We start from the raw sequence: 24314 nt of genomic DNA on the forward strand, positions 1-24314 counted from the left end.
CCCAGCCTGGTGCGCGGAGCGCCTATGCGGAACCCCGTTTGCCGCTCTGACTGTCATCATGAACGGCGATGAGCGACCTACGCTGGTGCCGTGTTCGATCCCGTGCAGCTCCGTACGTTCCTGGCCGTCGCGCAGACGCTGAGCTTCACCCGGGCCGCCGGCCGTCTGGGGGTCCGGCAGTCGACGGTGAGCCAGCAGGTCCGCCGGCTGGAGGCCGCGGCCGGCCGGCAGCTGTTCGTCCGCGACACGCACAGCGTGCGGCTGACCGAGGACGGCGAGGCCATGCTGGGCTTCGCCCGTACGATCCTGGAGGCCAACGAGCGGGCCGCCCACTGGTTCGCGGGCACCCGGCTGCGCGGGCGGCTGCGGTTCGGGGCGTCGGAGGACTTCGTCCTCACCCGGCTGCCCGAGGTCCTGGAGGGCTTCCGCCGCGAGCACCCCGAAGTCGACCTGGAGCTGACCGTCGACCTGTCGGAGACCCTGCAGAAGCGGCTGGCCGCGGGGCGGCTGGACCTCGTCCTCGTCAAGCGCCACCCCGACGGCGAGCCGCACGGGCGGCTCGTGTGGCGGGACCGGCTGGTGTGGATCGGCGGCGAACGGCTCCGCCTGGACCCGCACCGGCCGCTCCCCCTGGTGGCCTTCCCGCCGCCCGCGGTGACCCGGGCGCGGGCCTTGGAGGTGCTGGAGCGCAGCGGCCGGTCCTGGCGGGTGGTCTGCACGAGCGGCAGCCTGAGCGGCCTGGTCGCGGCGGCCCGCGCGGGCCTCGGCGTCATGGCCCACACCCTGGGCATGATCCCGCCGGGCCTGGTCCGTCTGGCCCCCGGCCCGGGCCTGCCGGACCTCGGCGAGGTCGACGTGGTGCTGCTGCACGGGGCCCCTCCGGGGAGTACGGCGCGGGGGGCGGCGGAGGCGCTGGCCCGGGCGGTCCTCGCGGCGGGCGACCGGCTGCAGGGGTAGCGCGGGTCGCGTCCGGCTACGGGGTCGCCGGCTTCAAAGAGGCCGCCGGGCCCGCCCCGGCCGCGGGCCACTGTTCACCGCGCATGGGCGTCGTCGAGCTACTCGCGGAGCAATCGGTATGACGCGGATCAATCGGTATGCCAGGGACTACTCGTGGATTATTCGCAGATTATTCGCGGACCTGAGCGTTCACTGCGGGACGCGCGTCACCGCCGTCCGCGCCCAGGGCCGCGAGCAGGCGCAGCCCGTCCGCGGCGGGGCTGCCGGGGGCCGCGGACAGCACCAGCAGCTCCATGCTCGATTCGTCCGGTAGTGCGAAGTTCTCCCCGTGCAGTTCCAGCAGTCCGACGAGCGGGTGCCGGTAGGCCTTGCGTCCATGTGTGCGGGCGCGCACGTCCGCGCGGGCCCAGAGGCGGCGGAAGCGCTCGCTGCCCATCGCCAGTTCGCCGATGAGCGAGGCCAGGCGCGGGTCCTCGGGGTATTTTCCGGCGGCCAGGCGCAGGTGCCCGACCACGTCGAGGGTGCATGTCTCCCAGTCCGCGTAAAGGCCGCGCTCGGATTCCTCGAGGAAGATGTGCCGGGCGGTGTTCAGGCCCGGCAGGCCCGGCACCGGCCGCCCGTAGAGGAGCCCGGCGAGGCGGTTCCCGGCGAGCACGTCCAGGCGGTGGTTCATGATCAGCGCGGGTGCGTCGGTGACCAGGTCGAGGACGCGCAGCAGCTCCGGCCGGACCCGCCCGCCCGGCGCCTTCGCGCGGCGGCGGCGCTGCCGGGCGAGCCGGCAGAGGTGACCGCGTTCGGTCTCGTCCAGGCCGAGGACGCGGGCGAGCGCGTCGAGGACCTGCTCGGAGGGCTGGGTCGCGCGGCCCTGCTCCAGGCGTACGTAGTAGTCGACGCTGACTCCGGACAGGTGCGCGACCTCTTCGCGGCGCAGGCCCTGCACCCGGCGGCGGCTGTCGGTGGGGATGCCGGCGGTCGCCGGGTCGACCCGGGAACGCCGGGTCCGCAGGAAGCCCGCAAGATCGTCCATGCCTCCCAGTATGGCCTCGGCGGTGCCCGTGAAGGTGGCCCTGCCAATACCAGGAAGTCCCGTCCGACGGAAGAGGCGCCCCTGAACGCCGGGCGCCGCGGCGCCCAGGATCGAAGGCACCCGATCCGAAGGAGTTCCCATGAAGACGCTGATCGTCCACGCCCACCCGGAGCCGAAGTCGCTCAACAGCTCGCTGAAGGACCTCGCGGTGTCCACATTGGAGGCCGCCGGGCACGAAGTACGGGTGAGCGATCTGTACGCGATGAACTGGAAGGCGGTCGTGGACGCCGCGGACTACGGCCCCGACGCCTCAAGCCCGCTGAAGGTCGCCCTGGACTCGGGCCGGGCCTTCGACGCCGGGACGCTCACCCCGGACGTCCTCGCCGAGCAGGAAAAGCTGCTGTGGGCCGACACGATCATCTTCCAGTTCCCGCTGTGGTGGTACTCGATGCCCGCGATCCTCAAAGGCTGGGTGGACCGGGTGTTCACCTACCGCTTCGCGTACGGCGTCGGCGAGCACAGTGACACCAAGTACGGCGAGCGCTTCGGCGAAGGCACCCTCGCGGGCAGGAAGGCCCTGCTGTCGGTGACCGCCGGCGGCCCGGAGTCGCATTACGCCGCTCGCGGGATCAACGGCCCCATCGACGACCTGCTGTTCCCGATCCACCACGGCATCCTCTACTACCCGGGCATCGAGGTGCTGCCGCCGTTCGTGCTGTACGGCACCGACCGGATGACCGACGAGAACTACCCGGACGTCGCCAAGGCCTGGGAGCAGCGCCTGCTGACCCTGGAGTCGACCGAGCCGATCGCGTTCCGGCGGCAGAACTTCGGCGACTACGAGATCCCCTCGCTGCACCTGAAGGAGGGGCTGGAGCCCGTGGGCCGCACGGGTTTCGGACTGCACGTGCGCGGCTGACCGCGGCGCGGCCGAAGGCGAGCGGGGCCGTGCCTTCACCGGTTTTCCCGGTGAAGGCACGGCCCGAGGCGCGCCGACCGGAGTTCCGTACCGTCGGCTTCGGCGCGCCGCCTTCCGGGCGGTCCGCCCCCAACACGCCACTCCCCCAAGGTGATTGAGGGCCCCGTACGCCGGGTAGGGGCATCGCGCTGTGCGGAGCATGACAAGGAGCTGCCCGTTGCGCGAGATCACCGTGCCGCCGCTCGTGACGATGCCGCCCGTCGGAGGTCTGGCGGACTCCGTCTTCGACCGCGCCGCCGAGGAGCCCGGGGAGGCGGCGTTCGGCCGCAAGGGGCCGGACGGGGGCTGGCGGGACGTGACCGCGGCGGCGTTCCGGGACGAGGTCCTGGCCCTGGCCAAGGGGCTGCTCGCCGAGGGCGTGCGGTTCGGGGACCGGGTCGCGGTCATGTCCCGTACGCGCTACGAGTGGACGCTCTTCGACTTCGCGCTGTGGTCGATCGGCGCGCAGCCCGTGCCTCTGTACCCGACGGCCTCCCCCGACCAGGTCTGCTGGATCCTGCGCGACGCGGGCGTGACGGCCTGCGTGGTCGAGCACGAGGACCATGCGATGACGGTCGGCTCGGTCATCGACCGGCTGCCGGAGCTGACGCGGCTGTGGCAGCTGGACGCCGGGGCGGTCGAGGAGCTGGCCGCCGCCGGGGCGCGGGTCGGCGACGACGTGGTGCAGCGGCACCGGATGGCCCTCACCCCCTCGACGCCGGCCACCGTCGTCTACACCTCCGGCACGACCGGCCGCCCCAAGGGCTGCGTGCTCACCCACGCCAATTTCATGGCCGAGGCCGACAACGTCGTCAGGCGCTACGAGCACGTCTTCCGCTCCCGGCCGGGCGACGAGGCGGCGACGCTGCTGTTCCTGCCGCTGGCCCACGTGTTCGGCCGGATGGTGCAGGTCGCCGCGGTGCGCGGGCGGGTGAAGCTCGGCCACCAGCCGCAGCTGACGAGCGCCGCCCTGCTGCCGGACCTGAGAGCCTTCCGGCCGACGTTCGTCCTCGCGGTCCCGTACGTCCTGGAGAAGATCTTCGCGCTGGCGCGGCGCACGGCCGAGGCCGAGGGCCGGGCCGCACCGTTCGAGCGGGCCGTGGACGTGGCGGTGCGCTACGCGGAGGCCGTGGAGCAGCGGGCGTTCGGCAGGGGCGCGGGGCCGGGGCCCGCGCTGCGGCTGCGGCACCAGGTCTTCGACCGGCTGGTCTACGCCAAGGTGCGGGAGGCGCTGGGCGGCCGGGTGCGGCACGCGATGTCGGGCGGCTCGGCCATGGACCGGCGGCTGGGGCTGTTCTTCGCGGGCGCGGGCGTGAGCGTCCTGGAGGGCTACGGGCTGACGGAGACCACGGGGGCCGCGACCGCCAACCCGCCCGAGCGGCCCCGCTTCGGCTCGGTCGGGCAGCCCGTCCCGGGCACCACGGTGCGGATCGCCGGCGACGGCGAGGTCTGGCTGCGCGGCGGCCAGGTCTTCGCCGGCTACCTGGGCGACGCGCGGGCGACGGGCGCGGTGCTGCAGGAGGGCTGGTTCGCGACCGGTGACCTGGGGCGGCTGGACGAGGACGGCTATCTGTCCATCACCGGGCGGAAGAAGGAGATCCTGGTGACATCGGGCGGCAAGAGCCTGTCGCCGGTGCTGCTGGAGGAGCGCGTACGGGCGCACCCGCTCGTGGCCCACTGCGTCGTCGTCGGCAACGACCGCCCGTACGTGGCCGCGCTGGTCACGCTGGACGAGGAGGCGGTCGCGCACTGGCTGCACATGCGCGGCAGACCGGCGCCGGGGACGGGTCCCTGGACCGGAACCGCGTCCGGTGGCGGATCCGGGCTGCTGCAGGACGCGGAGCTCGTGCGCGACACCGACCTGGAGGCCGAGATCCGGCGGGCCGTGGTGGCGGCGAACACCCTCGTCTCGCAGGCCGAGTCCATCCGGACGTTCCGGATCCTCAAAGCCCGGTTCACGGAGGAGGACGGGCTGCTGACGCCGTCGCTGAAGCTCCGGCGGAAGGCGATCGAGGTGGCGTACGCGCGGGAGGTGGACGCGCTGTACGGCGGACAGCCCCGGGGAGGTTTCCGGGGCGACGGGGGCATCACGGGAATGCGGTGACGGCTGTGATCGTTGACGCTGGGAGTTGTGAACCCGCGACTCCGACCGTAAGGATCGAGCACCCGTGAGCAAGGCTGCCTCCATTCCGTCCATCACGCTCAACAACGGCGTCGAGATGCCGCAGCTCGGCTTCGGCGTCTTCCAGGTCCCCGACGCCGAGGCGACGGCCGCCGTCGAGTCGGCCCTGGCCGCCGGGTACCGCAGCATCGACACGGCGGCCGTGTACGAGAACGAGACCGGCACGGGCAAGGCCCTGACGGGCTCCGGCATCGCGCGCGACGAGCTCTTCGTGACCACGAAGCTGTGGAACAGCGCCTCGCAGGCCTGGACGCGCGACGCCGTCCTCCGCGAGTTCGACGCCTCCCTGGAGCGGCTCGGCCTCGACTACGTGGACCTGTACCTCATCCACTGGCCGCGCGCCGTCCGCGACGACTACCTCTCCATCTACCGCGCGTTCGAGGGGATCGCGGAGAGCGGCCGCGCCCGGGCGATCGGCGTCTCCAACTTCCAGCCCGCCCACCTGGAGCGGCTGCTGGCCGAGACGTCCGTCGTCCCGGCCGTCAACCAGATCGAGCTGCACCCGTTCCTGGCCCAGTCCGAGCTGCGCGCCCTCCACGCGCGCCACGGCATCACCACCGAGGCGTGGGCACCGCTCGGCCAGGGCAAGGAGCTGCTCAGCGCCCCCGTGATCGCGGGCATCGCGGACAAGCACGGCCGCACCCCCGCACAGGTCGTGCTGCGCTGGCACCTGCAGCTGGGCCACGTGGCCATCCCCAAGTCCGTGACGCCGTCGCGCATCCGCGAGAACTTCGACGTCTTCGGCTTCGCCCTCGACGACGAGGACATGACGGCGATCGCCGCGCTCGACACCGGCACGCGCCTGGGCCCGGACCCGGACGAGTTCGACGTCAACTGAGTCCGCTGCGCGGGGACGCGCGGGGACCGGGGCTCCGCAGCACCGTGCCGCCTCTATAGAGTCGCACGCATGTTCTTCTCGCCCTGGACCCCGCCGACCCCCATCGAACAGCAGCTGCAGGCGGCGACGGCGCGCGGGGACTGGGACGGGCAGATCGGCGCCGTCGCGGCGGCCGAGCTGTACGTCGCCGTGGCCAGGGTGGAGGCCGACGGCCTGGTGCCGCCCGCGCCGCTCGCCCCGTACCGCGACCCGGCGTCCGGCAAGCGCTGCCTTCCGGTCCTGACGCGCGGGGCCCTGCCGCTCTGGCAGCCCGACTGGGTCTTCCAGCGCACCACGCTGGACGTGCTGGCCCTGGAATGGCCGCACGACAAGTGGCACCTCGCGGTCAATCCGGGGCAGCCGGCCGCGGCCGTCCTCCCGGCCACCCCGCTGGACCGCGCCGCCTGGCTGGAGGTCTACGCCGAGACGCCGCCGCCCGCGCCCGGCCGGCTGCTGTCCCTGTACACCGGCCCCCTGCACGGCCCGCTCGCCCAGGGCCTGGCCTGCGGCGCCCCGCTGTCCGTACGCGACGGCGTGCCCTGGAACGAGCTCGGCACCGTCTACCGGGACTACGCCGAGGACCGTGCCGTCCTGCGCGACACGTGGGGCGTGGCCGACCCCGCCGGCTGGTGGCACCTGACGGAACGACTGCTGGCGGGGGCCGGGGCCGGGCGGGATGCGGAGTTCGCGCTGCGGGCCCGCGAGGGACTCGCCGAGCACTCCGGCACCGCGCCCGGCTCCGGGGACGCGCAGGGCCCGGCGACCGAGGAGTGGCGTCAGGCCGTCACCCAGGTCCTCGTGCACCGGGCCGCGCCCGAGGCCGAGGTCCGGGCGATGGACGCCGCCGTCACCCGTATCGCCGAGGCCGAGGAGCGGCTGCGGGGCGAGGCGGTGCTGCAGCCCGGGCAGCGCGTCGCCTCGGCCGCCGCCCACGACCTCGCGTGCGCCGTGGCCGTCGCCCGGCTCGGCCTCGGCGCTCGGCTGTGCGGCCCGGCCGACGCGGAACGGGTCGTGCTGTCCGCCGGGGAGACCGCCCGCAGGACGTACGGGTCGTGGCCCGCGTTCGCCGCCGGCTTCCTGCTGGGGCGGGCCCTGCGGCCGGGCGGCGCGGGCGACCCGCGCACCGCGGTCCACGGCGCCCCGGGCCGGCCGGGGTTCCCCGGCAGTCCCAGCCACTCGGGCCACCCGGAAGGCCCTGACCACACAGCTCCCGGCCACTACGGCCACGACGGCCACGACAGCGTCAGCCATGCCGGCGGGCCCGGCAGCCCCGCCAGCCCCGCCAGCTCCGACGACGAAGCGCTCCTCGCCCACCGCGTCCTCACCACCGACGCCGCGAGCCCCTGGCTCAACATCCCCTGGTCGTAACGGCCCTGCCGCCCGCGCCCCGGCCGGGTGCGGCGGCACAATCGCGGGATGGGCGTACGAGCCGACCCCGCGACACCACCCCCCGCACCTGACGGCGTGTCCGTCGTCCTCTTCACCTCCGATCTGCGGCTGCACGACAATCCGGTGCTCGCCGCGGCCCTGCGGAGCGCGCCGCGCGTCGTGCCGCTGTTCGTCGTGGACTCGGGCATCGCCGCCGCGGGCTTCGCCGTGCCCAACCGCGCCGCGTTCCTGGCGGACTGCCTCGCCGCGCTCGACGAGGGGCTGCGGGCCCGGGGCGGGGCCCTCGTCGTCCGCCGGGGCGACGTGGTGGCGGAGACCTGCCGGGTGGCCGCCGGGACCGGCGCGGGCGAGGTGCACGTCGCCGCGGGCGTGAGCGGGTACGCGCTGCGCCGCGAGGAGCGGCTGCGGAGCGCGCTGGCGGCGGACAGTCGGCGGCTGCGGGTGCACGACGCGGTCGTCACGGCGGTGCCGCCCGGCGCCGTCCTGCCCGCCGGCAAGGACCACTATGCGGTGTTCACCCCGTACTTCCGCCGCTGGTCGGCCGAGCCGCTGCGGCCGGTGCTGCCGGCGCCGCGCGCGGTCCTGCTGCCCGAGGTGCGCACGGGGCCGCTGCCCGCGGCGTCGTCCCTGGCCCGGGGCGCGGCCTCGCCCGCGCTGCCGCGGGGCGGCGAGGCCGAGGGCCGCCGCCGGCTGGCGGCCTGGCGGCGCGGCGGGCTCGCGCGCTACGCCGGACGCCACGACGACCTGGCGGGGGACGCGACGTCGCGGCTCTCCCCGTACCTCCACTTCGGGTGCCTGTCGCCGGTGGAGCTGGCCGCCGGCGCCCGGGAGCGGGCCGGCGGGGGCTGTGCGGGCGCCGAGGCCTTCGTACGGCAGCTGGCGTGGCGGGATTTCCACCACCAGATGCTGGCCGCCCGGCCGGACGCGGCCCGGCGCGACTACCGCACCCGGGGCGACCGGTGGCGCGAGGCGCCCGGCGAGTTCGACGCGTGGCGGGCGGGCCGGACGGGCTATCCGGTGGTCGACGCGGCGATGCGGCAGCTCGCGCACGAGGGCTGGATGCACAACCGGGCCCGGCTGATCGCCGCGAGCTTCCTGGCGAAGACCCTGTACCTCGGCTGGCGGGCCGGGGCCCGGCACTTCCTGGACCTGCTCGTGGACGGCGACGTGGCCGACAACCAGCTCAACTGGCAGTGGGTGGCGGGCACCGGCAGCGACACCCGCCCCCACCGGGTCCTCAATCCCCTGGCGCAGGCAGACCGCTTCGACCCGGACGGCGCGTATGTGCGCCGCTGGGTCCCCGAGCTGGCCGGCGTGCCGGGCCGGGCCGTCCACCGGCCGTGGCTGCTGCCGGACGGGGAGCGGGCGCGCTGCGGCTACCCCGGGCCGGTGGTCGGCCTGGAGGAGGCGCTGGAGCGGTTCAAGCGGGCGCGGGGACGCACCTGAGCCACGGTCAGCGAGCGCCGTGGCCCGAGGCCACCGCTTCGATGCGGCGGGCCAGCCCGAGGTCCAGGCCGGTGACCTTGCCGCCCACGCTGTGGGTGTTCACGCTGACCGACACGGTGTTGTAGCCCAGGGTCACGTCCGAGTGGTGATCCAGCTCGTCCTGGATCTGAGCGATGTGGATCACCATGGCGGCTGCCTGGAAGTGCCCGTCGAAGCGGTAGGTGCGGCTGATGCGGACGCCGTCCGTGGTCCAGCCGGGCAGCTCCTGGAGGCGCTCCTCGACGTCCTTCTGGGAGAGCGGTTCGACGGCCATGACTGTCCCCTTCGTGGGTGGGTGCCGTAGTGGGTGCGGTGGTTGCCCGGGGTAGGTGCCCGCGCCGGGTGCCGGTGACTCAAGCGTCCCACGGTGCGGGGGTGCTTTCGCGCCAATGTGCGGTACGGGGCTCCGTGTGCCGGACAAGTGCTACCGGGAAGTAGGTGACGCTCCTATGCTCCTGCGCCGAACGTGTACACGTCACCGACGCCAGGGGGCCGGGCATGGACGGTACGGGCAGCACGCGCAGGGGTTTCATCGGCGGGGCCGCGGCCGTCGCCGCGACGGCGGGCACGGCGGCGCTCGGCGGACCGGCCGCGGCCGCGGCCCCCCGCGCCAGACCCGCCGGGGCGGGCCGCACCCGCGCATCCGGCGCGCGGACCGTCGCCGTCCTCGGCGGCGGCGTCGCGGGGCTCACCGCCGCGCACGAACTCGCCGAGCGCGGCTTCCGGGTGACGGTGTACGAGAAGAAGGCGCCGGGCGGCAAGGCCCGCAGCATGGACGTGCCCGGCAGCGCGCGGGGCGGCCGCAAGCCGCTGCCCGGCGAGCACGGCTTCCGCTTCATCCCCGGCTTCTACCGCAACCTGCCGGACACGCTGCGCCGCATACCCTTCCCCGGCAACGCCGACGGCTGCCACGGCAACCTCGTGGCCTCCACCGAGGTGATGCTGGCCCGGATCGGCCACGAGGACATCCGGCTGCCGTTCCGCTCGGTCGGCAAGCCGCCGCCGCTGCTCACCCCGGACGCCCTGCGCCGCGCGCTGACCGGCTTCCTCGACGCGTTCGGCAACATCCCCGTCCACGAGACCGCCTACTTCGTGAGCCGGCTGCTCGTCTGGCTCACCAGCTGCGACGAGCGGCGCACCGGGGCGTGGGAGCGCACGCCCTGGTGGGAGTTCATCGGCGCCGCGCGGATGTCGCCGAACTACCAGCGGCTGCTGGCCATCGGCATCACCCGCAACATCGTGGCCACCAAGGCCGAGGTGGCCAGCACCAAGACGGTGTCGACCTGCATCGAGGCGTTCCTCTTCAACGCCCTGGGACGGGGCGCGGACGGCGAGCCGGACCGGGTGCTCGACGCGCCGACCAACGAGGCGTGGATCGACCCGTGGGTCGCGCACCTGCGCTCCCTGGGCGTCGCCTTCGAGATCGGCTCGGCCGTACGGGACCTGCGGATCGCCGGCGGCCGGATCACCGAGGCGGTGCTGCAGGACCCGTCCGGCGCCAAGCGGTCCGTCACCGCCGACCACTTCGTCTCGGCGATGCCCGTCGAGCACGCCCGTACGACCTGGAACGCGCAAGTGCGCGCCGCCGACCCGCAGCTGGCGCGCTGCGACAAGCTGCAGACGGACTGGATGACGGGCATCCAGTTCTATCTGACGGAGCCGACGCCCATCCTCCACGGGCACGTCAACCACATCGACTCCCCCTGGTCGATCACCTCCGTGGGGCAGGCGCAGTACTGGTCCGAGCGCGACTTCCGGGCCGACTACGGGGACGGCGTCGCCGCCGACTGCCTGTCCGTCGACGTCTCCGAGTGGGACAAGCCCGGCATCCTCTACGGCAAGACCGCCAAGCAGTGCACGCGCGAGGAGGTCGCGCGCGAGGTGTGGGCGCAGATGAAGGCCGGTCTCAACGACACCGGGCGCACGGTGCTGAGCGACGCGAAGATCCACTCGTGGTTCCTGGACCCGGCCGTGGAGATCGGCGGGCCCCGCCCCGTCAACGACGAACAACTCCTCATCCACCCCACCGGCACCTGGCACAACCGCCCTTCGGCGCGGACGGCGATCCCCAACCTCTTCCTGTGCGGGGACTACGTGGCCACCGACATCGACCTCGCCACCATGGAGGGCGCCAACGCGTCGGCGCGTGCCGCGGTCAACGCCCTGCTGGACGAGACGGGTTCGCGGTCCGGCCGGTGCGCGATCACGCCGCTCTACCGTGCCCCGGAGCTGGCGCTGCCGAGGGCCGAGGACGCGGTCCGCCACGGGCTGGGGCTGCCGAACGCCTTCGACCTGGGGTGAGGCGGACGCGCCGGGGGCGGCGCGTTACGGTCGGATCATGACGACTGTCGTGGACGCCCCCGGGGTGGGCCCGCTGCTGAGACAGTGGCGGGACAGGCGCCGGATCAGCCAGCTGGAGCTCGCCCTGCGGGCCGGCTCCTCCGCCCGGCACATCAGCTTCATCGAGACGGGCCGCTCCCGGCCCAGCCAGGAGATGGTCCTGCGCCTCGCGGACCGCCTCGACGTCCCCGTCCGGGAGCGGAACGCCCTGCTGGTCGCCGCCGGTCACGCCCCCGCGTACCCGGAGCGGCCGCTGGACGACCCGGCGCTGGGCGGGCTGCGCGAGGGCCTGGAGCGGCTGCTGACCTCCTACGAGCCGTTCCCGGCGCTCGTCGTCGACGGCACGTACGAGGTGCAGGCCGCCAACCGGGGCATCGCGATGCTCCTGGAGGGCGTCGCCCCGTCCCTGCTCGTCCCGCCGCTGAACGCCATGCGGCTCACCATGCACCCCGCGGGCCTGGCGCCCCGCATCCGCAACTACCCCGAATGGCGGGGCCACCTGCTGCACCAGATGGAGCGTCAGCTCGCCCTGATGCGGTCCGCGCCGCTGCGGGCCCTCTACGACGAGGTCAGCGCCTACCCGGTCCCGGACGCGGTCGGCAAGGAACAGGCCCGGCGGGAGGGCGGCGACATCCCCTTCGCCCTCCCCATGGTCATCGACCACGCGGGCCACACCCTCTCCTTCGTCTCGACCATCGCCACGTTCAACACCCCGATGGACGTGACGGTCTCGGAGCTGGCGGTGGAGACGTTCCTGCCGGCCGACCCCGCGACCGCGCGCCTGCTGCCCTCCCTCATGCCGTAGGCATACGGTCCAGGAACCCGGTCACGGTCCGGATCCGGCCGTCCCCGTCCAGGGTGATCACGTCGGAGCCGGCCACGGGGGCGGACCCGTCGGCGAGGGACACCAGTTCCCACTGGAACCGCGCCACGTCGTGGTGCCCCTCGACCACACCGGTCCGCCGGAACTCGAACCCGGGGAACTGCTGCTGCGCCCCGGCGATGACGGCCGCGATGCCCTCGTGCCCGCGGACGTCGGCCAGCGGATCGGTGTACGACCCGCCCTCGGCCCAGGCGGCGGCGACGGCCTTGGCCACGGCCTCCGCACCGGCGGCGTTCCAGGCAGTGAAGTAGCGGGTGACGGCGGTCTCGTACGACGACATGGCGAACTCCCTGAGCAGGCATCAAGAGGACGGTTCACGCCCCCGGGCCGGAGTGCGCCGGCCCGGGGTGGCGCTTGCCTTCACGATGCCGGGTGGGGCAGGGGAAGCGCGATTACCTGCGAGGTAATGCAGTCAGGCGCCGAGCAAGAACGCTGCGTGGACGGGTGTTCATCGCTTTGCGTACTCCACGACACATGCCGCCGCGAGGGCCGTCCCAAGGATCCCAGCTCCCGCCAGGGCCAAAATCTGCAGAGCCCCTGCTCCGTCCATCAATCCCCTGACGCTGCCTGCAAATCCGCCGACCGCCACACATATACCCAGGACCATCAGGCGGTGGTCGAGGAAGTCTCTGGCCCAGCCCCAGGGGGAACGGCTGCGCCGCTTGGGTCCAGGCGCGTTGTTCGCATGCATGATCGGAGCCCTTCCTAACTGGGTTACATGACGGGCTGTTTCCCGCCGGGGGACCGGCTTCCGCCTCCGTACTCCACCCGGTTGAGCTCCTTGGGGGCCAACACCTTGGTGTCGCCCGGCAGCTTGCCCCCGCCAGGTGGCGTGCAGTAGAAATCCACCCCGGTGGCTACCAGTGAAGCGGGTAACCCGAACACCTTTCCGCCGAATTTCCCGATTTTGTTCACAGTCGTGGGCTTACGGTGGCTACCGCCACCGCCGGACTTCTCAAACCGGTTACTCACCTGCCCAGCGACATACGAAGGGGTGCCCCCTTCCAAGTAGTACCAGAACTTATCGCCGTCTCCATGCAATCCGTAAAACGCGGCATTTGACCACGAGCGATAACTCAAGAATTCGGCCGTAGACTGTACGGGACCACAGCCCCAACTGGCAGGCCGCACATATTCGGGGTCTTCCTCCTCCTTCGGCGTCTGCTCACGCCGGGCGTCGTCCAGGGATTTGTAGGTCTCGTGGCCGAAATCGTGCCGGTCACCGCCGTGACTCTTCCGGAGTGCTCGGGTGACGCCGGCGTCCACCTCCTGGACCTCAGCTATCATCGAGTTGATGTAACTTTCCTGGAACGCCTTCCATTCTTCATCTTCTTTACTGGGCGGATCCACGGTGCACTGAGCCCACTCACACTTGACCAGGCCGTCAGATTTTTCCCGGACGAGGATCGCCTTGTCCTGGGCTACGGTGACAGCCGCCTTGATGTTTGACTTCAGTTCGGTGAAATCGGTGTGCGCTTGATCGAGAACGACCCAGAGGCTTTGCGCCTCGATGTGCGCGTCCTGGAATTCTTTCGCCGTCTTACGGACAAATTCCTTGGTCACGTCGGCATTCATACCGGCCCAGCGGGCCGCATCGGACTTCTGCAGAAGGCCGCCGTACGCGTCCTTCGCGAGCCTTTCCAACTCGGTCACCATGGCCTTCCAGTCGGTGACCGCCTTGCCGAGACTTTCGAGGGAGACCTCCATGATGTTGCTGTAGGTCAGCCTGGCCATGCCCACCCCTTACTTGAAATACTTCTCGATCTCGGAGACTGCCACGGCACGCTTGGCCTCGATCAGGTCAGCTGCGATCTCGGCGTCGTCCCGGGCATGCGCCGCCTTGGAGTAGTCAAGGTGATTGGAGATATGAGCGCACGCCTGCAGAACCGTTTTAAGCTGAGAGTTCCACACCTCGACTGCGGTGCTGATCGCACCTGCCGTGGCGAAGTTCTCCCTCTTTAACTCCGCTACCGCGTTGGCCGTGTTGCCGTCTCCACCCTTGGCCCCACGCGTGACATCCCCGGCCTTCCGCAGGCCCTCATGGAGTAGGTACGCCTCGTGCCCGACGGCTCCCAGGTCATCCGCGTGCACGACCAGACCGGCCGCCCCGCCGCCTCCCGAGCCGGCCGAAGCGCTGTCGAGGCGTGTACTGGCATCGGCTTTATGCTGAGCCCATTCCTTCTCGAATGACACGTTCCCGCTCCCCCGCCCAAGCCGCCACGGTCAACGGCGGTCGATGACCGCGAACTCCCGATGCTAGCCAGGGATTTGCCCAGCCAGCTGCGCCGGCTGCCGTCCTATACGCATCCTTGAGGCCTGCCGTTCACCCGCACGACACCTCGGCCGGTCTCGCGCACACGCTGAACATCTGGCTGGGCAACGACGCCCGCCTCAGCCCGACAGCTGCCGCGCTGTCCCTCTCGGCAACCGCCACGCGCAAGCGGCGACGGACAGCACACCCCCTGAACCCGTACGGTGCGGTGCCCTGGCAAGAGCCCGTCAGCAGCCTTGCCAGGCAATCCGTTCCCCCGGGTGAAGGGAGCTGAAGGTGAGCGCCCTCAGGCCTGTTTGCGGTCCACGTATTCGAAGACCGAGCCGTCGGGGTGGCGGGCGACGACGTTGCGGCCGATCGGCGTGGGTACCGGGCCCGCGATGATCTGGGCGCCCACCGCCGCCAGGTCGTCGAGCGCCTCGTCGACGTCCGACACCGCGATGGTGGCGGTGATCTTCCGCAGGATGGACAGTTCCCTCTCCGGGCCGCTCATCAGGAAGAAGCACCCGACCGCGGCCACCGCGACACCGCCGCGGTGGAAGCGCAGCGCCTCGGCGCCGGTCAGACGTTCGTAGACATCGATCGCGTGGTCCAGATCTTCGACGCACACCCGTAGCGAGGTCCCCAGAATGTTCATGGGAACCAGGCTAGTTGGAGCCGCGGGGCGATGCGGTGCGGTTCACGCGCGGCACAGGATTTCGCCGTTCAGGACGGCGAACCACGCGTCCTCGTGCCGGCCCCACGCGCGCCAGGCGCCGGCGATCCGGTCGAGGGCGGCCCGGTCCGCGTGGCCGCCGTCCACCGCCAGTTGCGCGTACGCGGAGGCGATGGTGCGGTCCGCCCACAGGCCGCTCCACCAGGAGCGTTCCTCCGCGCTCGCGTAGCACCACGCGCTCGCCGTGGCGGTGGTGCGGGTGAAGCCGGCCTGCCGGGCCCAGGACAGGAGCCGGCGGCCCGCGTCGGGCTCGCCCCCGCCCGCGCGGGCGACCCGCTGGTAGAGGTCCTGCCACTCGTCGAGGCCGGGGACGCGCGGGTACCACGTCATGGCGGCGTAGTCCGCGTCGCGGACGGCGACGATCCCGCCGGGCCGGCAGACCCGGCGCATCTCGCGCAGCGCGCCGACGGGGTCGCCCACGTGCTGGAGCACCTGGTGGGCGTGGACGACGTCGAAGGAGTCGTCGGGGAAGTCCAGGGCGCGGAGGTCGCCCACGGTGAAGGCGGCGTTGTCCAGGCCCCGTTCGCGGGCGACCGCGCGGGCCGTCCCGAGCACCTCCGCGGCGGCGTCCAGGCCGGTGACCCGGCCCTGCGGGACCAGCGTGGCCAGGTCGGCGGTGATGGTGCCTGGTCCGCAGCCCACGTCGAGGACCTCCAGGTGCGGCCGCAAGTGCGGCAGCAGGTAGGCGGCGGAGTTCTGGGCCGTGCGCCAGGTGTGCGAGCGCAGGACCGATTCGTGGTGGCCGTGGGTGTACACGGCGGTGTCGTCGGAAGCCATGGCAGCACCGTAGGCGCTCGTCTCGGATAGCGAGAGTGCCGTCTCGTCAGTCGGGCAGGTTCCGGTAGACCACCAGCGCCTCGTTCTCCTTCTTCAGCGTCAGTGCCTCGGGGGCGGGGGCGACTTCCCCGTCGTACGCCAGGTGCGTGCCCTCGGCGATGCCGCTGATCCGGAGGGTCCGCAGGCGGGCCGCCCGCAGCACCGGGGAGTGCTTCAGGTCGCCCGCGAGGGCCGCCGCGAGCAGCCGGGTGCGGGCCAGCGGGCCGCCCGAGACGGTGCGGACATCGAGGACGCCGTCCGCCAGGTCGTGCCGGCGCACGGGGGCGAGGCCCAGGCCGCGGTACGTGCAGTTGCCGGCGAAGAGCATCCACAGGCGCCGCCGCTTGCCGTCCACGCACAGGCGGACCGGGCGCGCCGTGCGCAGGACGTGCACGGCCGCCAGCACCCCGGCGGGCCAGGCGCCGATGCGCGGGGCCCACCGCTCGCGGACGCGGACCAGGTCCGGATAGGCGCCGATGCTGAAGGTGTTGAGGAACCAGCCCAGGTCGGTGCCGGCGCCGTTGCGCACCCGCACCATGTCGACCGCCACCGCCTCGCCGGTCTCCACGGCCCCGCAGGCGTCCGCCAGGGACTCGATGCCCAGGTCGTAGGCGAAGTGGTTGTACGTGCCGCCCGGCAGGACGGCCAGCGGCAGCCCGTGGCGGCGGGCCGCGGCGGCCGCGGCGCTGACGGTGCCGTCGCCGCCGGACACGCCCAGGGCGCCGCCCCGCTCCCGGGCCCGCAGGGCGGCCGCCTCCAGGGTCTTCCCGAGGTCCTCTCCCCCGTCCGGCCCCTCCTGCCCGTACGGGACGACCTCCGCGCGGGGCAGTGCCGCGCGCACCCCCTGCACCGGGTCGGGGCGCGTGACGGCCCGCTGCCCGGAGCCGGTGTTCACGACCACCACCAGGCCCTCGCCGCGCGGCAGCGCGGGGGCGTCGGCCCGCGGCCGGGCCGGTGGCGCGAGCTGGGAGCGGGTGGGGGCGACGCCGCGGACGGCGAAGGCGGCGCCCGCGCCCAGCACGGCCCCGGCGAGCACGTCACCCGGATAGTGGACGCCGGTGTAGACGCGCGAGAAGCACACCGACGCGGCCAGCGGCGCGAGGGCCAGCCCCCACAGGGGGTTCTCCAGCGCGACGCCCGTCACGAAGGCGACCGCCGACGCCGAGTGGCCGGACGGGAACGACGTCGTAATGGGCTGCCGGGACAGCCGCCGGATCGCCGGCACGGCGTCCAGGACCGGGCGCACGCGCCGCACCGACCGCTTGCCGGCCGTGTTCACGGCCGCCGAGGCGACCGCCAGGGACGCGGCCCCGCGCAGGGCCGCCCGCCGCGCGGGCCGCCCTCCGGCCAGGGCCGCGCCCGCCGCCACGCCGAACCACAGCAGCCCGTGGTTCGCGCTGCGCGACAGGCGGGGCAGGACGCGGTCCCCGCCCGGCCAGTGGTGCGCCGCGACCGCGTGGAAGGCCGCCCGGTCCCAGGAGCTCACGATCTTCCGCATGGCGCACGTGTACCCCGCCGGCGGCGTCCGACGCCGAGGCCTCCGGCGAGACGGGGAGTAGCCGCCCGGCCGCCCCGCGCCGACAATGGCCGCATGACCGATGCGACGCTGCTCACCCGGCACAAGGAAGCGCTCGGACTGTTCACCGAGCGCGTGCACGCCATCCGCCCCGGCCAGTGGGACGAGCCGACGCCCTGCACCGAGTGGTCCGTGCGCGACCTCGTCAACCATCTGGCCGTCGAGCAGCTGTGGGTGCCGCCGCTGCTGGACGGCAAGTCCATCGACGACGTCGGCGACTCGTTCGACGGCGACCAGCTGGGCGACGACCCGGTGGCCGTGTGGGACGCGGCGGAGGCCGCCGCACGCGAGGCGTTCGCGGCCTCCGGGGCCCTCGGCCGCACGGTGGAGCTGTCCTCCGGGCCGTCGTCCGCCCGCGCGTACTGCACGCAGATGGCGGCGGACGCCGTCGTGCACGCGTGGGACCTGGCCCGCGCGATCGGCGCGGACGAGCACCTGCCGAAGCCGCTGGTGGAGCTGACCCGGCGCGAGGTGGAGCCCTACATCGACAGCCTCGCGGGCACGGGCCTGTTCGCCGAGCCCGTGGACCCGCCGGCCGGCGCCGACGCCCAGACCCGGCTGCTCGCCCAGCTGGGACGCCGGGTCTGAGAGCGGGGCGGCACAGGCGGGCGGTACGTACGGCAGTGCGCGGGTACGCCCGGTCGGGTAATCGGCCGTGCGCTGGGCAGGATGCCCGCATGGCCTCCCCACTCACACTGCTGACGCCCCGCCTGACGCTGCGCCGCTGGCGCGCGGACGACCTCGACCCGATGGCCGCCGTCAACGCCGACCCGGAGGTGATGCGCTGGATCGGGGACGGCTCGGTGCAGGACCGGGAGCGGACCTCGGAAGCGATCGCCTCCTGGGAGCGGGAGTGGGACGAGCGCGGGGTGGGCCTGTTCGCCGTCGAGGTCCGCCAGTCGCGCCGGCTGGCCGGTTTCGCGGGCCTGTCCGTGCCCTCCTACCTGCCCGAGATCCTCCCGGCCGTGGAGCTCGGCTGGCGGCTCGGCCGGCCCTTCTGGGGGCGCGGCCTCGCCACCGAGGCCGCCCGCGCCGTCCTGGACTTCGCGTTCCGCGACCGCGGGCTGGCCCGGGTCGTCAGCGTGCACAACGCCGGCAACGACGCCTCGGCGGCGGTCCTGCGCAAGCTGGGGATGCGGCGCGAGCGGGAGACGACCCACCCGGAGTACGGGGTACCGGTCTGCGTCCACGTCCTCGACGCGCGCCCGTAACCCGTCCTCGACGCACGCCTGAGAGGGACGGCCGGGGCGTCAGCGGGGCAGCACGCGCGAGCCGCCCACCGGCAGGTCCCACAGGTCCTCGCGCGGCCGGCCCGTCGCCTCCCACGCCGCGCGGACGCGGTGCAGCGGCTCCAGCGGAGGCTCGGCCGAGAGGATGAAGGTCGACCAGTGCATGGGGGCCATCACCCGGGCGCCCAGGTCCTGGCACGCGGCGACGGCCTCCTCCGGGTCGGTGTGGACCGTGCCCAGCATCCAGCGCGGGTCGTAGGCGCCGATGGGCAGCAGGGCGAGGTCGATGCCGCCGAAGCGCCGGCCGATGCGCTCGAACCAGTGCCCGTAGCCGGTGTCGCCCGCGAAGTAGACGCGCTGCCCGCCCGGCGCGGTGAGCACCCAGCCGCCCCACAGCGACCGGCAGGTGTCGGTGAGGGTGCGCTTGCTCCAGTGGTGGGCGGGGACGAAGTCGCAGCGGACGGGGCCGGCCGGGCCGGGCAGCTCGACCGCCTCCCACCAGTCGAGCTCGGTGACGCGCGTGAAGCGGCGCCGGCGCGCCCAGCGGGCCAGGCCGGCCGGCAGGAGCAGCGGCGTGTCGCGGGGCAGCCGCTTGAGGGTGGGCGCGTCGAGGTGGTCGTAGTGGTTGTGACTGATGAGGACCGCGTCGACCGGCGGCAGGTCCTCCCAGCGGACGCCCACCGGGGTGAGCCGGGCCGGTGTGCCGAGGATTCTGCGCGACCAGACGGGGTCGGTGAGGACCGTGAGACCGCCGACGCGCAGGATCCAGCTGGCGTGCCCCGCCCAGGTGACCGCGGTCGTGCGGGCGTCGACGGCCGGCAGCGGGCCGGGCGCGACCGGCAGGGCGGCGGCGTCGCGCAGCGCCTCGGCCCGCGGGCGCAGCCGGCCTTCGCGGGCCAGCCGGGCGAGGGCGCGGACGCCGGGCAGGGGCGCGGTGAGGCGGTCGGCGAACGACTTGGGCCAGAGGCGGTTCTCTCCGAGCGGGCGCGGCGCGGCGAGGGGACGCGGCGTGGCGAGGGGACGCGGCCCGGCGACGGGACGCTCGGTCTGTTCGGTCATCGAGGGGGCTCCAATCGCTGCATCGCGCGGTACGGGGCGGTACCGGCTGGCGGCGGCTGACGGCGGACGACGGCGGACGACGCATGACAGAGACGGCGCATGACAGATCGACGGTAGGTCAGCCGCCCGCGAGCCGGCCGAAGGCCGATCCGAAACCGGTCAGTGCGTCGGCGACGCCCGGGGCGGCCAGCGGGTCCGGGGAATCCAGGGCGCGCTGCCGCTCCTCGTCGGTGGTGCCGAGGAGCGGCGGAGTGGAGATCCGGACCCGCAGGGCGTCGGGGGCGTCGCCGAAGCGGTGGCCGCCCGGCACGGGGCGGCCGAGGGCGGTGCTGAGGTGTGCCTCCAGTTCCACGGAGTCGGTGACGGCGCGGGCGGCGAGCGGGGCGCGGAGCTCGCCGAGGTCGGCGTAGAGGTAGGGGCCGGCCTGCGGGGGCCTGCTCAGCACGCCGGCCGCGGTGAGCCGCTCGTGGGCGGCGCGGGCGAGCGCCCCGTAGAGCCGCACCGCTGCGGCGGCGCGGGCGCGGACGGGCTCCGGCTCGTCGAGGGCGTACGCGGCGGCCGCGGCGACCGGCGGGGTCAGCTCGGCCCGTACGGCGGCGAGCGCGGTGGTGACGCGGGCGCGCAGGACGGGGCCGCGGCCCCCGGCGGGGAAGCGGGCCACGGCGGCGGGCCAGGCCGTGGGGAAGAGGCCGCCGGTGAGGTCGGTGAGGACGACGACGTGGTCGGGCCACATCTCGGCCGGGCCGAAGAAGACCGTGCCGCCGGGGTCGTGGCGCATGTCGCGCCAGGTCTCGTCGCTGACGATCGTCAGCTCCTCTTCGACGGCCGCCTCGCACACCTCGTGCAGCAGCTCCGGCGGGGTGACCGAGCCCGTGGGGTCGTCGGCGGGCGACAGGACGAGGACGCGCGGCCTGCCGCCCTCGGCGCGGATCCGGCGCACGGTCTCCAGCAGGGCGAAGGGGTCGGGCACGCCTCCGCACTCGGCGGGCACCGGCACGTGGTAGGTGGGGCGCCCGGCGATCCGGGCGAGCGGCGGGTACCAGGCGGCGCAGGGGCGGGTGAGGAGGACGTCGCCGCCGGCGCCCGCGAGGACCGCGAGCAGCAGGGGCTGCGCCCCGGGAGCGGCGAGGACGTGTTCGGGGGCGGTGGGCAGGCCGCGCCGGGCCCAGTAGCCGCAGGCGGCGGCGCGCAGGGCGGGGCCGCCGCCGACCGGTTCGGGCGCGCTGTCCCGGGCGGCCCGCGCGAGGCGCTCGGCGAGCTCCGGCAGGACGGGCAGCCCGCGCTCGGGCACGGTTCCGGCCGGGAGCGCGGGAAAGCTGGGCTGCATCCGTCCGTACCTCCGACCGCCGCGCCGTCCGCACCGGGCGGCAGCACCTGTCCGGCCCCGGGGCCGCCCGCTGCCGCCCCCGTCCACCTTGGCAGATCACGGGGTGCGGGGCGGGGCGACACGGGCGGCCGGGTGACGGAGACCGGATGACAGGACGACGCCGGGCGGCGCCCGGATGACCACGGGTGGACGAATCACTGCCGGGAGGCCCGATCGCAGGTGGTTTTGCGGCCGCCGGGCGGGGGCAGCGGGACAAAAACAAAGGATTTTGCGGACTGCTCAGCTCCGGTCACCATGTCGTGTCGCACATCCTGGCGAACCTGCCCGCTGGACCGAGAGGCACACCCCCTCATGCACGACACCGACGGCACGCACACCCGCCGTTTCGGCCTCCCGACCGCCACTGCCCTGGTCATGGGCAACATCATCGGCGGCGGCATCTTCCTGCTGCCCGCGTCCGTCGCCCCCTTCGGCACGGTCAGCCTGCTGGCGTTCGGCGTCCTCACCGTCGGCGCCATCGCCCTGGCGCTCGTCTTCGGCCGGCTCGCGCAGCGCCATCCGCGGACCGGCGGCCCGTACGTCTACGCGCGCGAGGCCTTCGGCGACTTCGCCGGCTTCCTCTCCGCGTGGTCGTTCTGGACCATGACGTGGGTGAGCAACGCGGCCCTCGCGGTGGCCGGCGTCGGCTATCTGCACGTCATGACCGGCAAGGGCTCCATGGCCGGGGACCTGGCCATGGCGCTGGCCATGCTGTGGCTGCCGGCGCTCGCGAACCTGGCCGGTACGCGCTGGGTGGGCGCCGTCCAGATGATCTCCACGGTGATGAAGTTCGTGCCGCTGCTGTTCGTCGCGGTGGTCGGCCTGTTCTTCTTCGACCCGGACAACCTCGGCTCCTTCACGACGGCCGACGGCAACTGGACCGGCGGGCTGACGGCGTCGGCCGCGATCCTGCTCTACTCGTACGTGGGCGTGGAGTCCGCCGCGATGAGCGCGGGCGAGGTGCGCGACCCGGAGCGCAATGTGGGCCGCGCGAGCGTCCTGGGCACCGTGGGCGCGGCCCTGGTCTACCTGCTGGGCACGGTCTCGGTCTTCGGCACCGTCCAGCACGACAAGCTGGCCGCGTCGACGGCCCCGTTCTCCGACGCGGTCGACGTGATGTTCGGCGGCCACTGGGGCGGCATGCTGATCGCCGCCTGCGCCGTGATCTCCATCGTGGGCGCCCTCAACGGCTGGACGCTGATGAGCGCCCAGGCCCCCTACGCCGCCGCGAAGGACGGGCTGTTCCCGGCCGCGTTCGGGAAGAAGAAGCGCGGCGTGCCGACGTTCGGCGTGCTCGCCTCCACGGTCCTCGCCACGGGCCTGACCGTCGTGAACTACACCTCGGGCGTGGGAGGGGTCTTCGAGATCCTCGTCCTCATCACGACGTTCTCCGCGACGGTCCCGTACCTGCTGGCCGCTGCCGCGCAGGTGTACTTCCTGCTGACGGGGCAGCGCGACAAGGTCCGCACGGGCCGCTTCGCCCGTGACATGGTGCTCGCGCTGGGCGCCTTCGCCTTCTCCTTCTGGCTGGTGGCGGGCGCCGGGTACGCGGCCGTCTACCAGGGCGTGCTGTTCCTCTTCGCGGGCATCCTGGTGTACGTGTGGCTGACGGCCCGCCGCCCCGCGGCGGAGGCCGGGACGCAGGCCGCCGCCGCGGAGAAGGCACCGGAGAAGGCGCAGGAGAAGGCGCAGGAGAAGGCGGCCGTCACGCCGTGACGCCGCCGTCGAGGACGAGGTCGGCGCCGACGGTGTAGCCGGCCTCGTCCGAGGCGAGGTGCAGCACGGCGGCCGCGATCTCATCAGGGGTGCCCGCCCGGCCGGCGGGCACCTCGCGGCGCATCCGCTCGGCCTTGTCCAGCGAGGACTCGCCGGGGCGGGAGGACATCGGGGTCTCGACCGGCCCGGGGCTGACGGAGTTGATCCGCACGCCCTCGCCGATGTGGTCCAGGGCCGCGTTGCGGGTCAGGGCGGAGACGGCCGCCTTCGTGGCCGTGTACGCGCCGAACCCGGGCTTCCTGCGGTGCGCGCCGACGTTGGACGCGATGTTCACGATGGCGCCGCCGCCGTGGGCGCGCATGTGCCCGATCTCGTGCTTCATGGACAGCCAGACGCCCTTGAGGTTGGTCTCGACGATCCGGTCCCAGTCCTCCTCGGGCACGTCCGCGACCTTGGCCGGGGGCACGGCCAGGCCCACGTTGTTGACGGCGACGTCGAGGCTGCCGAAGCGGGCCACGGTCTGCTCCACGAGGGCCCGCACGTCCTCGGAGCGGGTCACGTCCGCCGTGACGGCGACGGCCTCGCCGCCCTCCGCCTCCACGTAGGAGACCGTCTCCTTCAGGGGCTCCTCCCTGCGGCCCGCGACCACGACGCGCGCGCCCTCCCGGGCGAAGGCGAGCGCGATGGCCTGGCCGATTCCCGTACCGCCGCCGGTGACGAGGACGGTCTTGCCGGTGAAGCGTGCGGTCATGTCGAGACTCCTGAACGGTCGGGCGGTCGGTGGTCCGTAACCGGTGGTGATCCGTCACCGGTGGTGGCGCACTTTCGGTGGTGGTCAGCCCAGCAGGGCGAGGGCCTGCTCCGCTGCGTCCCGCAGCCGGGCCGGCCCGGGCGAGGCCTTGCCGACGACCCGCATGCCCTGCATGAGGACGAGCAGCATCCGCGCGAGCGCCACGGGATCCCGGCCGGCGGGCAGTTCGCCCTGGCCGGCCGCCCGGGTCAGCGCCGAGGCGAGCGCCCGCTCCAGGGCAAGCCAGCTGTCCTCGACGCTGCGGGCCGCGGCGGGGTCGTGCGGCGCCAGCTCGACGGCGGTGTTGGTGACGAAGCACCCGCGCCGCAGGTCGTCCCCGGCGGCCTCCTCCGCGAAGCGGGCCACCAGCTCCCGCACGGCCGGCAGGGCCGGGCCGGGGCGCGAGAGCTCCTCGGCGATGCCCGGGCCGCGCTGCTCGCCGTAGCGCTTCAGCGCCTTGAGGTAGAGCTCGTGCTTGCTGCCGAACGTCGCGTAGAGGCTCGCCCGGGCGATGCCCAGGTGGCCGACGAGATCGGCCATCGACGTCGCCTCGTAGCCGCGCTGCCAGAACAGCTCGAGGGCCGACTGGAGCGCGGCGTCCGGATCGAATTCCTTGGTCCTGGCCACAGGTTGACGGTAGCCCTTTCGAGAACGATCGGTCAAGAATGACTCGTCGT

At 73.7% G+C, this 24314-nt stretch carries 23 protein-coding genes; 11 read left to right on the top strand and 12 right to left on the bottom strand.

Translation table 11 applies throughout. The annotated features are described in order from the left end of the window. The first annotated feature begins 90 nt into the window (after positions 1-90). Positions 91-957: a LysR substrate-binding domain-containing protein gene (locus IF61_RS0119705; protein WP_030367769.1), complete on the top strand. Its 867-nt coding sequence runs from the start codon at positions 91-93 to the stop codon at positions 955-957. Positions 958-1126: 169 nt separating this feature from the next. Here the strand turns inward: IF61_RS0119705 and IF61_RS0119710 are convergent, their stop codons facing one another. Further along, positions 1127-1984 carry a helix-turn-helix transcriptional regulator gene (locus IF61_RS0119710; RefSeq protein WP_030367770.1) on the bottom strand — a complete coding sequence of 286 codons (858 nt, stop codon included), beginning with the start codon at positions 1982-1984 and terminating at the stop codon, positions 1127-1129. A 139-nt stretch (positions 1985-2123) separates the two neighbouring features. Here IF61_RS0119710 and IF61_RS0119715 point away from each other — a divergent pair, with 139 nt between their 5' ends. From IF61_RS0119715 to IF61_RS0119735, 5 genes are all read left to right on the top strand, one after another. Beyond that, positions 2124-2903, top strand: a complete 780-nt coding sequence (locus tag IF61_RS0119715; protein WP_030367771.1) for an NAD(P)H-dependent oxidoreductase — start codon at positions 2124-2126, stop codon at positions 2901-2903. A gap of 217 nt (positions 2904-3120) precedes the next feature. Continuing rightward, complete coding sequence (locus IF61_RS0119720; protein WP_052392835.1) at positions 3121-5046, top strand: AMP-dependent synthetase/ligase; 1926 nt, start codon at positions 3121-3123, stop codon at positions 5044-5046. Between the two features lie 115 nt (positions 5047-5161). Continuing rightward, positions 5162-5962: an aldo/keto reductase gene (locus tag IF61_RS0119725; protein WP_052392875.1), complete on the top strand. Its 801-nt coding sequence runs from the start codon at positions 5162-5164 to the stop codon at positions 5960-5962. A 69-nt stretch (positions 5963-6031) separates the two neighbouring features. Beyond that, positions 6032-7369, top strand: a complete 1338-nt coding sequence (locus tag IF61_RS0119730) for a DUF1266 domain-containing protein (RefSeq protein ID WP_052392836.1) — start codon at positions 6032-6034, stop codon at positions 7367-7369. Between the two features lie 48 nt (positions 7370-7417). Further along, positions 7418-8836 carry a cryptochrome/photolyase family protein gene (locus IF61_RS0119735; protein ID WP_052392837.1) on the top strand — a complete coding sequence of 473 codons (1419 nt, stop codon included), beginning with the start codon at positions 7418-7420 and terminating at the stop codon, positions 8834-8836. A 7-nt stretch (positions 8837-8843) separates the two neighbouring features. On the opposite strand, the gene IF61_RS0119740 is transcribed toward IF61_RS0119735, so the two are convergent. Beyond that, the gene (locus IF61_RS0119740) at positions 8844-9149 is read right to left on the bottom strand and encodes a 4a-hydroxytetrahydrobiopterin dehydratase (protein ID WP_030367776.1); all 306 of its coding nucleotides are present in this window, start codon (positions 9147-9149) and stop codon (positions 8844-8846) included. Positions 9150-9373: 224 nt separating this feature from the next. Here IF61_RS0119740 and IF61_RS0119745 point away from each other — a divergent pair, with 224 nt between their 5' ends. After that, a complete protein-coding gene (locus tag IF61_RS0119745) occupies positions 9374-11176 on the top strand; it encodes a hydroxysqualene dehydroxylase (RefSeq protein WP_030367777.1) in 1803 nt (600 codons plus the stop codon). Positions 11177-11213: 37 nt separating this feature from the next. Then, the gene (locus tag IF61_RS0119750; protein ID WP_030367778.1) at positions 11214-12020 is read left to right on the top strand and encodes a helix-turn-helix domain-containing protein; all 807 of its coding nucleotides are present in this window, start codon (positions 11214-11216) and stop codon (positions 12018-12020) included. Here IF61_RS0119750 and IF61_RS0119755 read toward each other — a convergent pair. The 6 genes from IF61_RS0119755 to IF61_RS0119780 form a co-directional block, all read right to left on the bottom strand. After that, positions 12010-12378, bottom strand: a complete 369-nt coding sequence (locus IF61_RS0119755) for a nuclear transport factor 2 family protein (protein WP_030367779.1) — start codon at positions 12376-12378, stop codon at positions 12010-12012. The two genes, IF61_RS0119750 and IF61_RS0119755, sit on opposite strands and share 11 nt — an antisense overlap. Before the next feature lie 434 nt (positions 12379-12812). Continuing rightward, positions 12813-13832: a hypothetical protein gene (locus IF61_RS33445; RefSeq protein ID WP_157848632.1), complete on the bottom strand. Its 1020-nt coding sequence runs from the start codon at positions 13830-13832 to the stop codon at positions 12813-12815. Positions 13833-13841: 9 nt separating this feature from the next. Continuing rightward, on the bottom strand, positions 13842-14291 hold the full coding sequence (locus tag IF61_RS0119765) for a hypothetical protein (RefSeq protein WP_030367781.1): 450 nt from the start codon (positions 14289-14291) through the stop codon (positions 13842-13844). 365 nt (positions 14292-14656) lie between these two features. Continuing rightward, a complete protein-coding gene (locus IF61_RS0119770) occupies positions 14657-15007 on the bottom strand; it encodes a VOC family protein (RefSeq protein WP_030367782.1) in 351 nt (116 codons plus the stop codon). Positions 15008-15049: 42 nt separating this feature from the next. Then, positions 15050-15862, bottom strand: a complete 813-nt coding sequence (locus tag IF61_RS0119775; RefSeq protein WP_030367783.1) for a class I SAM-dependent methyltransferase — start codon at positions 15860-15862, stop codon at positions 15050-15052. Positions 15863-15908: 46 nt separating this feature from the next. Beyond that, positions 15909-17399 carry a bifunctional phosphatase PAP2/diacylglycerol kinase family protein gene (locus IF61_RS0119780; RefSeq protein ID WP_030367784.1) on the bottom strand — a complete coding sequence of 497 codons (1491 nt, stop codon included), beginning with the start codon at positions 17397-17399 and terminating at the stop codon, positions 15909-15911. Positions 17400-17492: 93 nt separating this feature from the next. Here IF61_RS0119780 and IF61_RS0119785 point away from each other — a divergent pair, with 93 nt between their 5' ends. Further along, positions 17493-18065: a TIGR03086 family metal-binding protein gene (locus IF61_RS0119785; RefSeq protein ID WP_030367785.1), complete on the top strand. Its 573-nt coding sequence runs from the start codon at positions 17493-17495 to the stop codon at positions 18063-18065. 89 nt (positions 18066-18154) lie between these two features. After that, positions 18155-18688, top strand: coding sequence for a GNAT family N-acetyltransferase (locus IF61_RS0119790; protein WP_030367786.1), 534 nt, complete (start codon positions 18155-18157; stop codon positions 18686-18688). 39 nt (positions 18689-18727) lie between these two features. Here IF61_RS0119790 and IF61_RS0119795 read toward each other — a convergent pair whose 3' ends face one another. Further along, entirely contained in the window at positions 18728-19765 is a 1038-nt protein-coding gene (locus IF61_RS0119795; RefSeq protein WP_030367787.1) for an MBL fold metallo-hydrolase, read from the bottom strand. A gap of 118 nt (positions 19766-19883) precedes the next feature. Further along, on the bottom strand, positions 19884-21092 hold the full coding sequence (locus IF61_RS0119800; RefSeq protein ID WP_043189834.1) for a pyridoxal phosphate-dependent aminotransferase: 1209 nt from the start codon (positions 21090-21092) through the stop codon (positions 19884-19886). A gap of 351 nt (positions 21093-21443) precedes the next feature. Between IF61_RS0119800 and IF61_RS0119805 the strand changes: the two genes are divergently transcribed. Continuing rightward, positions 21444-22847 (top strand): amino acid permease, encoded by a 1404-nt coding sequence (locus IF61_RS0119805; protein WP_211264909.1) that lies wholly within the window; start codon positions 21444-21446, stop codon positions 22845-22847. Here the strand turns inward: IF61_RS0119805 and IF61_RS0119810 are convergent. Together IF61_RS0119810 and IF61_RS0119815 are read right to left on the bottom strand one after the other, a co-directional pair. Beyond that, positions 22837-23598: an SDR family NAD(P)-dependent oxidoreductase gene (locus IF61_RS0119810; RefSeq protein WP_030367790.1), complete on the bottom strand. Its 762-nt coding sequence runs from the start codon at positions 23596-23598 to the stop codon at positions 22837-22839. The genes IF61_RS0119805 and IF61_RS0119810 overlap by 11 nt on opposite strands. An 84-nt stretch (positions 23599-23682) precedes the next feature. After that, positions 23683-24264: a TetR/AcrR family transcriptional regulator gene (locus IF61_RS0119815; protein ID WP_030367791.1), complete on the bottom strand. Its 582-nt coding sequence runs from the start codon at positions 24262-24264 to the stop codon at positions 23683-23685. Between the last annotated feature and the right edge of the window lie 50 nt (positions 24265-24314).

It is taken from the genome of Streptomyces roseoverticillatus (genome assembly GCF_000719265.1).
Taxonomy (GTDB): Bacteria; Actinomycetota; Actinomycetes; order Streptomycetales; family Streptomycetaceae; genus Streptomyces; species Streptomyces roseoverticillatus.

Bases quoted from the DNA above. Each gene is read 5' to 3' on its own strand.
- IF61_RS0119710 (WP_030367770.1), bottom strand. From the start codon at position 1,984: ATGGACGATCTTGCGGGCTTCCTGCGGACCCGGCGTTCCCGGGTCGAC.
- IF61_RS0119715 (WP_030367771.1), top strand. From the start codon at position 2,124: ATGAAGACGCTGATCGTCCACGCCCACCCGGAGCCGAAGTCGCTCAAC.
- IF61_RS0119725 (WP_052392875.1), top strand. From the start codon at position 5,162: ATGCCGCAGCTCGGCTTCGGCGTCTTCCAGGTCCCCGACGCCGAGGCG.
- IF61_RS0119730 (WP_052392836.1), top strand. From the start codon at position 6,032: ATGTTCTTCTCGCCCTGGACCCCGCCGACCCCCATCGAACAGCAGCTG.
- IF61_RS0119735 (WP_052392837.1), top strand. From the start codon at position 7,418: ATGGGCGTACGAGCCGACCCCGCGACACCACCCCCCGCACCTGACGGC.
- IF61_RS0119740 (WP_030367776.1), bottom strand. From the start codon at position 9,149: ATGGCCGTCGAACCGCTCTCCCAGAAGGACGTCGAGGAGCGCCTCCAG.
- IF61_RS0119745 (WP_030367777.1), top strand. From the start codon at position 9,374: ATGGACGGTACGGGCAGCACGCGCAGGGGTTTCATCGGCGGGGCCGCG.
- IF61_RS0119750 (WP_030367778.1), top strand. From the start codon at position 11,214: ATGACGACTGTCGTGGACGCCCCCGGGGTGGGCCCGCTGCTGAGACAG.
- IF61_RS0119755 (WP_030367779.1), bottom strand. From the start codon at position 12,378: ATGTCGTCGTACGAGACCGCCGTCACCCGCTACTTCACTGCCTGGAAC.
- IF61_RS33445 (WP_157848632.1), bottom strand. From the start codon at position 13,832: ATGGCCAGGCTGACCTACAGCAACATCATGGAGGTCTCCCTCGAAAGT.
- IF61_RS0119770 (WP_030367782.1), bottom strand. From the start codon at position 15,007: ATGAACATTCTGGGGACCTCGCTACGGGTGTGCGTCGAAGATCTGGAC.
- IF61_RS0119775 (WP_030367783.1), bottom strand. From the start codon at position 15,862: ATGGCTTCCGACGACACCGCCGTGTACACCCACGGCCACCACGAATCG.
- IF61_RS0119780 (WP_030367784.1), bottom strand. From the start codon at position 17,399: ATGCGGAAGATCGTGAGCTCCTGGGACCGGGCGGCCTTCCACGCGGTC.
- IF61_RS0119785 (WP_030367785.1), top strand. From the start codon at position 17,493: ATGACCGATGCGACGCTGCTCACCCGGCACAAGGAAGCGCTCGGACTG.
- IF61_RS0119790 (WP_030367786.1), top strand. From the start codon at position 18,155: ATGGCCTCCCCACTCACACTGCTGACGCCCCGCCTGACGCTGCGCCGC.
- IF61_RS0119795 (WP_030367787.1), bottom strand. From the start codon at position 19,765: ATGACCGAACAGACCGAGCGTCCCGTCGCCGGGCCGCGTCCCCTCGCC.
- IF61_RS0119800 (WP_043189834.1), bottom strand. From the start codon at position 21,092: ATGCAGCCCAGCTTTCCCGCGCTCCCGGCCGGAACCGTGCCCGAGCGC.
- IF61_RS0119805 (WP_211264909.1), top strand. From the start codon at position 21,444: ATGCACGACACCGACGGCACGCACACCCGCCGTTTCGGCCTCCCGACC.
- IF61_RS0119810 (WP_030367790.1), bottom strand. From the start codon at position 23,598: ATGACCGCACGCTTCACCGGCAAGACCGTCCTCGTCACCGGCGGCGGT.